At 69.1% G+C, this 12,338-nt stretch carries 14 protein-coding genes and 1 pseudogene; 8 read left to right on the forward strand and 7 right to left on the reverse strand.

All coding sequences use genetic code 11. The features are described from left to right. Positions 1 to 57: 57 nt before the first annotated feature. Positions 58 to 1,014 (forward strand): prephenate dehydratase, encoded by a 957-nt coding sequence (gene pheA, locus AC5Y4S_RS24875; protein WP_500035250.1) that lies wholly within the window; start codon positions 58 to 60, stop codon positions 1,012 to 1,014. After that, entirely contained in the window at positions 1,011 to 1,697 is a 687-nt protein-coding gene (locus AC5Y4S_RS24880) for a histidine phosphatase family protein (RefSeq protein WP_500035251.1), read from the forward strand. Before pheA ends, AC5Y4S_RS24880 begins: the two co-directional genes overlap by 4 nt. Here AC5Y4S_RS24880 and AC5Y4S_RS24885 read toward each other — a convergent pair. The 3 genes and pseudogenes from AC5Y4S_RS24885 to AC5Y4S_RS24895 all read right to left on the reverse strand — a co-directional run bounded on the left by AC5Y4S_RS24885 (position 1,674) and on the right by AC5Y4S_RS24895 (position 3,654). Further along, positions 1,674 to 1,874 carry a hypothetical protein gene (locus AC5Y4S_RS24885; RefSeq protein ID WP_082964613.1) on the reverse strand — a complete coding sequence of 67 codons (201 nt, stop codon included), beginning with the start codon at positions 1,872 to 1,874 and terminating at the stop codon, positions 1,674 to 1,676. The two genes, AC5Y4S_RS24880 and AC5Y4S_RS24885, sit on opposite strands and share 24 nt — an antisense overlap. After that, positions 1,871 to 2,273 (reverse strand): annotated as a pseudogene (locus AC5Y4S_RS24890) (metallopeptidase family protein). The gene AC5Y4S_RS24885 and the pseudogene AC5Y4S_RS24890 overlap by 4 nt, the downstream one beginning before the upstream one ends. 4 nt (positions 2,274 to 2,277) lie before the next feature. Then, positions 2,278 to 3,654 (reverse strand): septum formation family protein, encoded by a 1,377-nt coding sequence (locus AC5Y4S_RS24895; RefSeq protein ID WP_500035252.1) that lies wholly within the window; start codon positions 3,652 to 3,654, stop codon positions 2,278 to 2,280. A gap of 112 nt (positions 3,655 to 3,766) precedes the next feature. Here AC5Y4S_RS24895 and serS point away from each other — a divergent pair, with 112 nt between their 5' ends. Continuing rightward, complete coding sequence (gene serS / locus AC5Y4S_RS24900) at positions 3,767 to 5,020, forward strand: serine--tRNA ligase (RefSeq protein WP_500035253.1); 1,254 nt, start codon at positions 3,767 to 3,769, stop codon at positions 5,018 to 5,020. On the opposite strand, the gene AC5Y4S_RS24905 is transcribed toward serS, so the two are convergent. Beyond that, positions 5,017 to 5,535: a carboxymuconolactone decarboxylase family protein gene (locus tag AC5Y4S_RS24905; protein WP_500035254.1), complete on the reverse strand. Its 519-nt coding sequence runs from the start codon at positions 5,533 to 5,535 to the stop codon at positions 5,017 to 5,019. The two genes, serS and AC5Y4S_RS24905, sit on opposite strands and share 4 nt — an antisense overlap. A gap of 58 nt (positions 5,536 to 5,593) precedes the next feature. On the opposite strand from AC5Y4S_RS24905, the gene AC5Y4S_RS24910 reads away from it, so the two are divergent. Continuing rightward, positions 5,594 to 5,959 (forward strand): winged helix-turn-helix transcriptional regulator, encoded by a 366-nt coding sequence (locus AC5Y4S_RS24910; RefSeq protein ID WP_500035255.1) that lies wholly within the window; start codon positions 5,594 to 5,596, stop codon positions 5,957 to 5,959. Between the two features lies 1 nt (position 5,960). On the opposite strand, the gene AC5Y4S_RS24915 is transcribed toward AC5Y4S_RS24910, so the two are convergent. Next, positions 5,961 to 6,440, reverse strand: coding sequence for a DUF2834 domain-containing protein (locus AC5Y4S_RS24915; protein WP_500035256.1), 480 nt, complete (start codon positions 6,438 to 6,440; stop codon positions 5,961 to 5,963). Between the two features lie 71 nt (positions 6,441 to 6,511). On the opposite strand from AC5Y4S_RS24915, the gene AC5Y4S_RS24920 reads away from it, so the two are divergent. Next, entirely contained in the window at positions 6,512 to 7,120 is a 609-nt protein-coding gene (locus AC5Y4S_RS24920) for a TetR/AcrR family transcriptional regulator (protein WP_500035257.1), read from the forward strand. Positions 7,121 to 7,187: 67 nt separating this feature from the next. Next, complete coding sequence (locus AC5Y4S_RS24925; RefSeq protein ID WP_500035258.1) at positions 7,188 to 8,750, forward strand: phytoene desaturase family protein; 1,563 nt, start codon at positions 7,188 to 7,190, stop codon at positions 8,748 to 8,750. 16 nt (positions 8,751 to 8,766) lie between these two features. On the opposite strand, the gene AC5Y4S_RS24930 is transcribed toward AC5Y4S_RS24925, so the two are convergent. Further along, the gene (locus tag AC5Y4S_RS24930) at positions 8,767 to 9,111 is read right to left on the reverse strand and encodes a hypothetical protein (protein ID WP_500035259.1); all 345 of its coding nucleotides are present in this window, start codon (positions 9,109 to 9,111) and stop codon (positions 8,767 to 8,769) included. Beyond that, on the reverse strand, positions 9,108 to 10,658 hold the full coding sequence (locus tag AC5Y4S_RS24935; RefSeq protein ID WP_500035260.1) for a Rieske 2Fe-2S domain-containing protein: 1,551 nt from the start codon (positions 10,656 to 10,658) through the stop codon (positions 9,108 to 9,110). Before AC5Y4S_RS24935 ends, AC5Y4S_RS24930 begins: the two co-directional genes overlap by 4 nt. A gap of 139 nt (positions 10,659 to 10,797) precedes the next feature. On the opposite strand from AC5Y4S_RS24935, the gene AC5Y4S_RS24940 reads away from it, so the two are divergent. Further along, entirely contained in the window at positions 10,798 to 11,571 is a 774-nt protein-coding gene (locus AC5Y4S_RS24940) for a lysophospholipid acyltransferase family protein (protein ID WP_500035261.1), read from the forward strand. Further along, complete coding sequence (locus AC5Y4S_RS24945) at positions 11,571 to 12,338, forward strand: lysophospholipid acyltransferase family protein (RefSeq protein ID WP_500035262.1); 768 nt, start codon at positions 11,571 to 11,573, stop codon at positions 12,336 to 12,338. The genes AC5Y4S_RS24940 and AC5Y4S_RS24945 overlap by 1 nt, the downstream gene beginning before the upstream one ends.

The raw sequence follows: 12,338 nt of genomic DNA on the forward strand, positions 1-12,338 counted from the left end.
TTACGACCCATCCCGTCGCAAGACCCGTTTGACGTGGCGCGCCGTTAGGGTTGGGGCGTGGTCCGCATCGCATACCTCGGCCCCGAAGGGACGTTCACGGAGGCGGCGCTGCTGCAAATCACGGCCGCCGGGCTCGTCCCCGACCAGGGACCGGGTGCCGTGCGCACGATGCCGATCGAGAGCACGCCCGCGGCGCTGAATGCGGTCCGCGACGGCGACGCCGACTACGCGTGCGTGCCGATCGAGAATTCGATCGACGGCTCGGTGACACCCACGCTGGACAGCCTGGCGATCGGCTCGCCCGTGCAGGTGTTCGCCGAGACCACCCTGGACGTGGCCTTCAGCATCGTCGTCAAGGCGGGTCTCGGCGCGGCCGACGTCCGAACGCTGGCGGCGTTCCCGGTGGCGGTGGCGCAGGTACGCCAGTGGCTGGCCGCCCACCTCCCCGGCGTCGAGCTGCGGCCGGCCTACTCCAACGCCGACGCGGCGCGCCAGGTGGCCGAGGGACAGGCCGACGCCGCGGTCACCTCGCCGCTGGCCGCCGAGCATTGGGGGCTGGGGTCGCTGGCCGACGGCGTCGTCGACGAGCCGAACGCCCGCACCCGCTTCGTCCTGATCGGGCTGCCCGGGCCGCCGCCGGCCCGCACCGGAGCGGATCGAACGTCGGTCGTCTTGCGCATCGACAACGTGCCGGGCGCGCTGCTGTCCGCGCTGGCCGAATTCGGCATCCGCGGCATCGACCTGACCCGGATCGAATCCCGGCCGACCCGAACGGAACTCGGAACCTATCTGTTCTTCGCCGATTGTGTCGGCCACATCGACGACGGCGCCGTCGCCGAGGCACTCAAGGCGCTGCACCGTCGTTGTGCGGATGTGAGATACCTGGGTTCCTGGCCGACGGGATCGGCCGCCGGGGTGCTGCCACCGCCGGCCGACGAGGCGGCGCGCTGGCTCGCGCGGCTGCGCGAAGGCAAGCCCGAGCAGAGTTTCGAGACCGGGGGGTCGGAGCGATGAGCGGTCGCCTGGTGCTGTTGCGGCACGGGCAGTCCTACGGCAACGTCGAGCGCCGGCTTGACACCCGGCCGCCTGGGGCGGAGTTGACGCCGTTGGGCCGCGACCAGGCCCGCGCGTTCGCCCGCGGCTCCGGGCGCCCGGCGATGCTCGCGCACTCCGTGGCCACGAGGGCGTCGCAGACGGCCGAGGTGATCGGCGCCGAACTCGAGATGGGCGCCGTGCAATTCACCGGCATTCACGAGGTGCAGGTCGGCAAGCTGGAAGACCGCAGCGACGACGAGGCGGTCGCGGAATTCAACGCGATCTACGAGCAGTGGCATCGCGGCGATCTTGACGTGCCCCTGCCGGGCGGGGAGACCGGCAACGACGTCCTGGACCGCTACGTGCCGGTGCTGACCGAGCTGCGGCTGCGTTACCTCGACGACGACGACTGGAACGGCGACATCGTCGTCGTCAGTCACGGCGCGGCGATCCGGCTGGCCTCCGCGGTCCTGGCCGGGGTGGATGGCAATTTCGCGCTGGACAACCACCTCGAGAACGCCGATTCGGTGGTGCTCGCCCCGATCACCGACGGGCGGTGGAGCTGCGTGCGCTGGGGGTCCTTGACGCCGCCGTTCTACCCCCAGGCCGATGCGAGCCCGGTCGCCGACGCGGTCAGCTCAAGCACCGATCCGATGGGCTGACGACTCTTCCGCACACGCGCAGCCGACGGCGTCGCAGTCGACGACGAACGTGTGCACCACCAGCTCGGGGCTGTCGCAGTCCGGCTCGGTGCATTCCCATCGGTGCAACGAATGACGAATGATGGTGCCGTGGCAGTGATCTAAGCCCGCCCGGCACTCGCGGCACTCAGCGCTCATGAACCGTTCATAACATCCGGTCCGGGCGAAATCCGGTTGCCGCGCCCGTCAGGCCCAGCCCAGTTCCTCCAGCCGGTTGTCGTCGATGCCGAAGTGGTGGGCGATCTCGTGGATCACCGTGATCGCCACCTCCTCGACGACGTCGGCGTCGGAGTCGCAGACATCCAGCAGCGCCTCGCGGTAGATCGTGATGGCATCCGGCAACGAGCCGGCGTAGTCGGAGTCGCGCTCGGTCAGCGCCACCCCTTCGTACAGCCCGAGCAGTTCGGCGTCCTCGGGGTGGCGGTCTTCGATGAGCACGACGACGTTGTCCATCGCGGCGGCCAATTCGGGCGGGATCAGGTCCAGCGCATCGGAGACAAGCTCGTCGAACCGGCGCGGATCCATCCGCACGGGCACGCGGCTAGCCCGCCGGGGCCGGGGCCGGTTCGGCCGGCGCGGGTGGCGGCGCCTCCGCCGGCGGGTTGGGCGCCGGCGGCGCCGGGTTGGCCGGTGGGGGCGCCCCGCCGTCCTGCGGGGGCGGGACGTCCTGGGGGGCCGGGGCCTGGGTTGCGGGCGCTTGCGGTTGCGTTACGACCGGCTGCTGCCCGGGCAGGTGCTGGTTGTTCGGCGGTATGGCGTCGGGCGCGGTGCTGGCCTGGGTGGGCTGGCTCGGCGCCTGAACCTGGATCGGCGGCATCGTCAGCCGCTCCTCGGGAATGTCGGGCGGGGCGATCGGCGCCTGGCCGTTGATCAGCAGCTTGCCCTTGGCGCTGTTCACCAGCGTGGCCCAGCCGCCGTTGCCCAGCGTGGCACCGATGCTGCACGCGACCTCGCGGCTGCCCGCCGACCAACTCGGCAGCGACACGGTCGGGTAGATCAGCGTCAGGGTGGTGGTGCGCAGCCTGGTCGGCGCCAGGTACGCGTCCGTCATCTTGGTGCACGCGTCCTTGATGAACCCGTCCTGGTCAGGCTCGGCGGGCAGCGGACCTTGAAACTTCTCGGCCAGGTTCACCGTGCCGGTGACTTCCATCGCGTGCGGCGTCGCGCAGTCGACCGGGACATCCGTGGGCTGGTTGATCGCCGGGTCGATGCCCAGGCAGGTGCCGGTGGGCCAGACCTTGGACTGGTCCACGTCGGCGACCTTGCCCTTGAACGCCTGCTGCTGGTTGTTGCCGCCGGGGAGTTGCAGGCCGCACAGCATGCGGCGGTCACCGGACTGGCGCCAGGCTCGGTCACCGGCCCACAGCAGGCTGACCATGAACTTGCTGTTGGGATCGAACTTGGGGCCCAGGTAGTTGTGGACCGCGGGCTCGCATTGTTCCTGGGTCATCTGCTGGATCCGCGCGGGCGACGGGGGAGCGGCACTGGGCCCGTACTCCGAGCCGGGGAAGGTCCGCATGTCGACGGATTCGGCGACCTCGAACTTGTGGTCCTCGGTGCAGTTGACGATGCTCGCCGACTCCGGGGTGGCGTCCGGCCACATCAGGCAATCGCCGCCCTTGGCGCGATTGAACGCGGCGTCGCTCTTGGTTCCGGTGCTGGGCACCGGGTCGATGTAGCCGGCCAGCCGCCCCGGGCCGCCGCCGACCGGGATCGCGGTGACCAGTCCGGCGATCAGCAGGCCGCCGAGCGCGGTCAGCAACAGCGCGCGCCGGGTCGCCGTCGCCTGCAGCCCGCGCGGCCAGCGGAAGTTGCTCGGCGGTTGTTTCGTCGCGTCGTCGCGGGAGCCGGCGTTCTCCGAACTGGAGGCGCTGGCTTCCGAAACTTCCTTCTCCGGCGCTTGCGACATCGGCTCCATTCTGACAGGGCCCCCTGAGTGACGTGACAAAAGTTATTGATGTGGTATGTGGGGCCCGCGTTGGCGGGGTGCTCTGCCATCTCGTCGGGGCCGCAAAAGTAGTGTCGGGGCCGTGATCGACCTGAAGCTGCTCCGGGAAGACCCCGATGCCGTGCGCCGTTCGCAAGTCAGCCGCGGCGAGGACCCGGCCCTCGTCGACGCCTTGCTGGCCGCCGACGCCGCGCGCCGCTCGGCGATTTCGGCCGCGGACGGCCTGCGCGCCGAACAGAAGGCCGCCAGCAAGAGCGTGGGCGCCGCGTCGCCCGAGGAACGCCCGGGCCTGCTGCAGCGCGCCAAGGAGCTCGCCGAGCAGGTGAAGGCCGCGGAGGCCGCGCAGGCCGACGCCGAGGCGGCGTTCACCGCGGCACACATGGCGATCTCGAACGTCGTCGTCGACGGGGTGCCCGCCGGCGGCGAGGACGACTACCGCGTGCTCGACGTCGTCGGCGAGCCGGCGACAATCGAAAACCCCAGGGACCATCTGGAACTCGGCGAGTCGCTGGGCCTCATCGACATGCAGCGCGGCGCCAAGGTGGCCGGCTCGCGGTTCTACTTCCTGACCGGCCGGGGCGCCCTGTTGCAGCTCGGCCTGCTGCAGCTGGCGCTGCGGCTGGCCGTCGACAACGGCTTCGTGCCGATGATCCCGCCGGTGCTGGTGCGCCCGGAGGTGATGGCGGGCACCGGATTTCTGGGCGCCCATGCCGAGGAGGTGTACCGGGTCGAGGCCGACGACCTCTACCTGGTGGGGACCTCCGAGGTCCCGCTGGCCGGCTACCACTCCGACGAAATCCTGGACCTGTCCGGCGGCCCGCGCCGCTACGCCGGCTGGTCGTCGTGCTTCCGGCGGGAGGCCGGCAGCTACGGCAAGGACACCCGCGGCATCATCCGGGTGCACCAGTTCGACAAGGTGGAGGGCTTCGTCTACTGCACCCCCGACGATGCCGAGGCCGAACATCAGCGGCTGCTGGGTTGGCAGCGCGAGATGCTGGCCCTGATCGAGGTGCCCTATCGGGTCATCGACGTGGCCGCGGGAGACCTCGGCTCGTCGGCGGCGCGCAAATTCGACTGCGAGGCATGGGTTCCCACGCAGGGGACCTACCGCGAGCTGACGTCGACGTCGAACTGCACCACGTTTCAGGCGCGCCGGCTGGCGACGCGCTACCGCGACGACAACGGCAAGCCGCAGATCGCCGCCACGCTCAACGGCACGCTCGGCACCACTCGGTGGCTGGTGGCGATCCTGGAGAACCACCAGCGGCCCGACGGGAGCGTGCGGGTGCCGGCCGCGCTGGTGCCGTTCGTGGGCACCGAGGTGCTCGAGCCCTAACCGACGTCGGCGAAGGTGGGGCTGCCCGCCTCCAGCGGCACGCGGGCGGCGCGCGCGGTGAAGCTGATCGCGTGATACCAGCCGCACAGCATGGTGAGGTCGAGAATCTCCCGCTCGTCGAATTCGTCGCGCAGCGCAGCCCACAGGGCGTCGCCGATGTCGCGGTGGTCGCACAGCGCGTCGACCGCGCGAATCAACAGCCGATCGCGCTCGGTGGCCCAGCACGGGTCGTCGGGGCTCCCATGGGTCAGGGAGCGGATCTGGCCGCGGTCCAGGCGCGCCTTTTCCGCGAAAAAGGCGATGTGCACGCCCCATTCGTACTCGCACGCACACCGCGCGCAGGTGCGGTCGATGACGATCTCGCGGTCGCGCAGCGATAGCGACAGCGCGCGGCTCAGCTCGTAGCTGCCCCACAGCGTCATGGCCTCGGTCATGGGCAGGTTGCGCACCACGGTCCGGAACAACGCGATCGGCGGCACGCCCGGCGGCATCATCTTGTCCAGCTGAACGGCCACCGCCGGCTCATAGGGGGATTCGAGTGCGCCGATCCGAGGCGTTACTATTTCCGTAACCATGAAAGACGAAACTACGTTACGGAAATCGAAACGTCAATCGGGGGTCCGTCCGGGCACCCCAGTGCGCGGGTCGACGACGGGGCGGCCGCTGATGGCCGCCCTCGACCTGCTCGGCCGGCGCTGGTCGCTGCGCATCCTGTGGGAGCTTCGGGACGGCCCGCTCGGGGCCCGCTCGTTGCGCGACCGCTGCGACGGCATGTCGCCCAGCGTTCTCTATGACCGCCTCGGCGAGCTGACGGAGGCGGGCCTCGTCGTCCAACGGGACGACCAGAGCTACGAGCTGAGCGAGGTGGGCCGCTCCCTCGGCAAGGCCCTGACCCCGCTGGAGCGCTGGGCGGCACGATGGGCCGAGACGGCTCGCTGAGTCAGGCGTGCACCGGCTCGCGGCTGCGCTCGTGGCGGCGCACCCGTTCCGCCGTGGCGAAGTACCAGGCCAGCGGGAAGGAGAAGCTGGTGAAGAAGCTGGCCACGAAGAACAACCACGGGCGCCGCACGCCGCGCCGGTAGCCGTCCACGATCGTAAACACCGGCAGCAGAATGACATTCGCGATGATGTAGTCCTGGCTACCCGAACCCGCCGCCGGGTTGCCGAACTGCTGCGCCAGGAAGTGCGGGTAGCTGGCCGGCCCCGAGACGATGCTGCCCTCGCCGTGCGCGGCGAGCACGAAGTGGATGTTGAAGTACCAGCCCAGCGCGATCGAGGCGATGCCCGCCGCGTAGTACACGAGTTCCAGCGGCGAGAACCACGGTCCGTCGGCGGGTTTGGCGTAGATCTTCGGGTTCGACGCGATAATCCAGCCGATGACGGCGATCCCGAGGATTGCGTGAATGTAGAGCCAGATCATGGGCGAAGTGTCGCTCTAGTCCCGAAGTTTTGTCAATATTGACACACCAACCCTGGGGTACCTTACTGAGCATGGTCAGGCCGGCGCAGACAGCGCGCAGCGAACGCACCCGGGAGGCGCTGATACAGGCCGCCCTGGTGCGGTTCCTCGCGCAGGGCGTCGAGGAGACGTCGGCCGAGCAGATCGCGGCGGACGCCGGGGTGTCGCTGCGGACGTTCTATCGCCACTTCCGGTCCAAGCACGATCTGCTGTTTGCCGACTACACCGGGTTGAACTGGTTCCGCGCCGCGCTGGACGCGCGTCCCGCCGACGAACCGATCATCGATTCCGTGCAGTCGGCCGTCTTCTCGTTCCCGTATGACGTTGAAGCCGTGACGAAGATTGCCGCGCTGCGGGGTGGCGAGATCGATCCCGGCCGCATCGTCCGCCACATCCAGGAAGTGCAGGCCGACTTCGCCAACGCGATCCAGGAGCAGCTGCACCGCCGTAGCTGCGCCGCGGCCGCCACGCCGGACGCCCGGCTGCGCGCCGCGGTGACCGCGCGCTGCATCGCGGCCGCGGTGTTCGGTGCGATGGAGTTCTGGATGCTCGGCGACGATCGGTCGCTGGGCGAGCTGGCGCGGGTATCCCACGTCGCGCTCGAGTCGCTGCGGGCCGGCATCACCGACGCCTGGGCCTGACCCAGGTTTCGTCATAATTGACAAAACTTCGCGGGCATGCCAGCCTCCATTCCTGGAGGGCAGGGACATGACTGAATACGACGCGATCGTCATCGGCGCGGGACACAACGGGTTGGCCGCGGCGGTGCTGCTGCAGAAGGCCGGGCTGCGAACGGTGTGCCTGGACGCCAAGCTGTATGCCGGTGGGATGGCTTCCACCGTCGAGCTTTTCGACGGGTACCAATTCGAGATCGCCGGCTCGGTGCAGTTTCCGACGGCGTCGGTGGTGGTCGAGGAACTGGGCCTGGACACCCTCGAGACGCTCGACCTGGAGGTGATGTCGGTCGCGGTGCGCGGCGTCGGTGACGATCCGCTGATCCAGTACAGCGATCCGATCAAGTTGTTCACCCACCTCAACGAGGTGCACGGCGCGGACGCCGTCAACGGGATGGCGGGTCTGATGGCCTGGAGCCAGGCGCCCACCCGGGCGCTGGGCCGGTTCGAGGCGGGGACGGAGCCCAAGACTTTCGACGAGATGTACGCCTGTGCCACCAACGAATTCGAGCGCTCGGCGATCGACGACATGCTGTTCGGGTCGGTCACCGACGTGCTGGACCGCTACCTGCCGGACCGCGAGAAGCACGGCGCGCTGCGCGGCTCGATGACCGTGCTGGCCGTCAACACCCTGTACCGGGGGCCGTCCACCCCGGGCAGCGCGGCCGCGCTGGCCTTCGGGCTCGGGGTTCCCGACGGGGACACCATGCAGATGAAGAAGTTGCGCGGCGGCATCGGCGCGCTCACCGCGCACCTCGCCCGCCTGTTGGAGAGCCTGGGTGGGGAGGTGCGGCTGCGCACCAAGGTGACCGAGATCCTGGTCGCCGACGGGCGGGTGACCGGCGTGCGCACCGAGGCGGGGGACACCGTGAGCGCTCCGGTCGTCGTCTCGAACCTCGCGCCGGACCTGACGCTCAACGAGATGATCGACCCCGCGGCGCTGCCCGCCGACATCCGCGAGCGCTACGCGGGGATCGACCACCGCGGCAGCTACCTGCAGATGCACTTCGCGCTGGACGAGGCCCCCCAGTTCGCCGCGCCGTACGAGGCGCTCAACGAGCCGGCGATGCAGGCCTCGATCGGCCTGTTCTGCACCCCGGAGGAAGTCCAGCAGCAGTGGGAGGAGGCCCGGCGCGGCATCGTGCCGGCCGACCCGACCGTGGTGTTGCAGATCCCCTCGCAGAACGATCCCGACCTGGCGCCCGAGGGCAAGCACGCCGCGTCGGCGTTCGCGCTGTGGTTCCCGATCGAGGGCGGGGCAGACTACGGCCAAACGAAGGTCGAAATGGGCCAGCGGGTCATCGACAAGATCACCCGGCTCGCGCCGAACTTCGAGCGCAGCATCATCCGGCACACCACGTTCACGCCCCGGCACATGGGCGTGATGTTCGGCGCCCCGGGTGGCGACTACTGCCACGGCCTGTTGAGCTCGGACCAGATCGGGCCGAACCGGCCGGGCCCGAGAGGCTTTCGCGGCCAACCGATCCCGATCCAGGGGCTGTACCTCGGCGGTGCCGGGTGCCACGGCGGCCCGGGAATCACGTTCATCCCCGGCTACAACGCCGCCCGCGCGGCGCTGGAGGACTTGGGCCGCTAGAGGCCGCTGCGGGCCGCTAGCCCCGCCCGGCCAGCAGTTCGTCCAGCAGTGCGACGAACTCGTCCGGGCGCGCCGGCGTGAACGCCGGGCTGGGCCAGGTCCCCGGGACGTCCAAGGTGATCAAGGTGGACTTGAACGGCCGTTGCACGTCCAGGGGCAGCCAGCGGCGCAGGTCGGAGCTGCCCCAGATGCGGAAGCGCTGCATGAACATGCCCAGCCCCTCGGCCTTGTAGCCGTCGATGGCGTCCAGCGCGATGACCTTCGACGTGCCGGAGGGAAAGTGGTAGCGGCGCAACGTGATCGCTCTGCGATCCAGCTGGACCAGGCCATCGTCGTAGGAGTGGCCGTAACTGGCGTTCATTTCTTAGCGCTCCGCAGCTCATGCCCGCGCGCGGTCAGGCAGCGGCCGTCGCCCAGCCGCCACTGCCACCCATGCAGGTTGCAGGTCAACGTGTCGCCCTCGATCACACCGAATTTCGACAGGTCGGCTTTGAGGTGGGGGCATCGGCGCTGAATCTCCCACCCGTCCATGGTGATCGACGCGGAATCGTCGTGGGTCTCGGCGAACCAGCCGTCGGCGTAGGCGATGCGTTCGTCGGTCAGGCACTTGAAGAACGTGTACAGGTACTCGTTGTAGCCGCCCACCCGCCAGGCGGAAAACCGGGTGGACAAGAAGATGGTGTTGACCCAGTCGGGTTCGTGATCGCGCAGCACGGTGCGCACCAACTCGGGCGCGATGGCGAAGCCGTAGCGGACCTTCTCGTCGGGAATCCGTTCGCGCACGGTTCTTTTCGGGAAGTCCAGGATCACCGCCTCGGGGCCGATGACCAGCTCGACGGGATAGCCGATGCCGTCGCAGATCTCGTCGCTTTGCAGCATGATCGGCTCGAACAGCGCGCGCAGTTGTTCCAGCAGCGGCTCACCCGCGGCGGGGGCCCAGCTCGCGCGCTCGGCGGCCAACACCGGAGCCATCCGCTCGGCATACTCGGCGATGTAGGCCGCTTTTCCGGTGGTGAAGATGGCCTCGACTTGGTCGTCGGGCAGCGGATGGGTCAGCGAATTCAGCGTCGAGCCGGTGAAGTCCGCGGTCGACCCGGGCATCATCAGCAGGCCGCGATCGTGCCCGTGCGTGCGCATCTGCTCGAGGAACACCACCTGGTCGGGAAATATGTTGGCCGGATCGCTGTGGTCGTCGTTGAGGTGGCGCAACTCGGGGTCCAAGAAGCACGGCGGTCCGGCCGACGGCACGACCCAGGTCGCCCCCACCTGGGCGATGTACTGACGGGCGCGGTCCATGCCGCGCTGCCTCTTTTGGCTGGCGAACGACTCCTTGGCGCGAGCCGGCATGTCGTAGACCATCGGGTACCAGATCGCCCCGGAGTACTGCAGCAGGTGCACGTCGACCTGGCCGAAGTCCGCGGCCACCACGTCCAGATCCACCGGCCGGGCGTCGTTCATGTTGAAAACCGTTGTCTCGCCGTCGGAAACGACCAGCGCCGAATCGCCGATCGGGCCGTCGGCCGGCGCGCGCAGGGCGATGATCATGATGTCGAGGTCGCCCTTGGGCCCACTGAGCCGGTGTGTGGTCGAGTCGGTGGTCTCAACAAACCGGTGAAACCCCAGCTTTTGCAGCTCGTTTCGCAGGTCGGGCACCGGGAAGTCGGGCAGCAGCACCACCGCGTCCTTGTTGACGTGCTCGCGGAGATTCTTGGCGTCGAAGTGGTCCCTGTGCAGGTGCGAGATGTACAGGTAGTCGCAGTCGCCCAGTTGGTCCCAGTCCAGCCCGCTGTTGTCCGGGAATGGGAACCAGGACGCGAAGTAGGCGGGATTGACCCAGGGGTCACAAAGGATGTTGCCCGCGCCGGTCGAGATCAGGAATCCGGCGTGGCCTACGCTCGTGACCTGCACTGATACCTTTCGGGGACGTTGGGGGTTGACGGCGTGTCAGCCCCCGAGCTTAGCGCGAGGCCGCGTCTTCGGGCGGCCTGCGTCGCCTCGCTCCAGCGCTTGAGGCGCCGCACAGCCCGGAGCACTAGGCTGAAGCGCTGTGGAACCGGTATACGGGACTGTCATCCAGCTCGCCCGCCTGGTCTGGCGCATCCAGGGTCTCAAGATCTCCGTCTCGGGCGTGGAGAACCTGCCGAAGACCGGCGGTGCCGTCATCGCGATCAACCACACCGGCTACCTGGACTTCACTTTCGCGGGGCTGCCCGCCTACAAGCAGGGCCTCGGGCGCAAGGTGCGGTTCATGGCCAAGCAGGAGGTCTTCGACAGCAAGATCACCGGGCCGATCATGCGCAGCCTGCGGCACATCTCGGTGGACCGACAGGACGGGGCGGCGTCCTACGAAGCCGCCGTCAGGAACCTCAAAGACGGTGAACTGGTGGGTGTGTATCCCGAAGCCACGATCAGCCGCAGCTTCGAGATCAAGGAGTTCAAGTCGGGGGCGGCCCGGATGGCGGTCGACGCGGGCGTCCCGATCGTTCCGCACATCGTCTGGGGCGCGCAGCGGATCTGGACCAAGGGGCACCCCAAGAAGCTGTGGCGCCCGAAGGTGCCGATCGTGGTGCTGGTCGGCGAGCCGATCGCGCCCACGCTGGGGGTCGAGGAACTGAAGGGGCTGTTGCATTCCCGGATGCAGCATTTGCTGGAGCGGGCCCAGGAACTGTATGGACCCCACCCGGCCGGGGAATTCTGGGTTCCGCGTCGGTTGGGAGGCGGTGCCCCGTCGTTAGCTGAGGCGGCCCGCATGGACGCCGAGGAGGCCGCCGAGAGGGCCGCCCGCCGCGCCCGGGCCGCCGGGCCACCACCGGAGCAGTAATGGCGGAGCCGACCTTTCGCGCGCTCGAGCTCCTGGCCCAGCTCGTCGTCCTGGCCACCGGCACGCGCATCAGCTACAGCGGGGAGGAGAACATTCCCGACCGCGGCGGGGCCGTGATCGCGATCAACCACACCAGCTACGTCGACTTTCTTCCTGCCGCATTAGCCGTGCATCGCCGCCGCCGTCGGCTTAGATTCATGATCAAAGCCGAGATGCAACAGGTGAAGGTGGTCAATTTCCTGATCAAGCACACCCGCACCATTCCCGTGGATCGTGGCGCCGGGGCGGATGCCTACGCCGTGGCCGTGCAGCGGCTGCGCGAGGGCGAGGTGGTCGGTGTCTACCCGGAGGCCACGATCAGCCGCAGCTTCGAGCTCAAGGAGTTCAAGACGGGCGCGGCCCGGATGGCCACCGAAGCCGACGTCCCGATCGTCCCGGTGATCGTCTGGGGCGCGCACCGCATCTGGACCAAGGACCATCCTCGCAACGTCGGCCGCAAGAAGCTGCCGATCAGCGTGCAGGTGGGGGCGCCGTTGTGGGCTGCCGGAGACATCGAGTCCACGAATGCGGCGCTGCGCGAATCGATGACGACGCTGCTGCACGAGGCGCAGCAGCACTATCCGCACCCCGCCGGCGCCTACTGGGTGCCGCGCCGGCTCGGCGGCGGCGCGCCGACCCTGGCCGAGGCGGCGCAGATAGAGGCCGACGAGGCGGCGGCAAGGTCGGCCAAGGGGGCCGCCCACCGTGCTCCGCATCAGCCGCGTTAG

This window comes from Mycobacterium sp. NGS64, from assembly GCF_059812245.1.

Bases quoted from the DNA above. Each gene is read 5' to 3' on its own strand.
- AC5Y4S_RS24885 (WP_082964613.1), bottom strand. From the start codon at position 1,874: ATGAGCGCTGAGTGCCGCGAGTGCCGGGCGGGCTTAGATCACTGCCAC.
- AC5Y4S_RS24915 (WP_500035256.1), bottom strand. From the start codon at position 6,440: ATGATCTGGCTCTACATTCACGCAATCCTCGGGATCGCCGTCATCGGC.
- AC5Y4S_RS24925 (WP_500035258.1), top strand. From the start codon at position 7,188: ATGACTGAATACGACGCGATCGTCATCGGCGCGGGACACAACGGGTTG.
- AC5Y4S_RS24945 (WP_500035262.1), top strand. From the start codon at position 11,571: ATGGCGGAGCCGACCTTTCGCGCGCTCGAGCTCCTGGCCCAGCTCGTC.
- AC5Y4S_RS24920 (WP_500035257.1), top strand. From the start codon at position 6,512: ATGGTCAGGCCGGCGCAGACAGCGCGCAGCGAACGCACCCGGGAGGCG.
- AC5Y4S_RS24910 (WP_500035255.1), top strand. From the start codon at position 5,594: ATGAAAGACGAAACTACGTTACGGAAATCGAAACGTCAATCGGGGGTC.
- AC5Y4S_RS24895 (WP_500035252.1), bottom strand. From the start codon at position 3,654: ATGGAGCCGATGTCGCAAGCGCCGGAGAAGGAAGTTTCGGAAGCCAGC.
- AC5Y4S_RS24880 (WP_500035251.1), top strand. From the start codon at position 1,011: ATGAGCGGTCGCCTGGTGCTGTTGCGGCACGGGCAGTCCTACGGCAAC.
- AC5Y4S_RS24930 (WP_500035259.1), bottom strand. From the start codon at position 9,111: ATGAACGCCAGTTACGGCCACTCCTACGACGATGGCCTGGTCCAGCTG.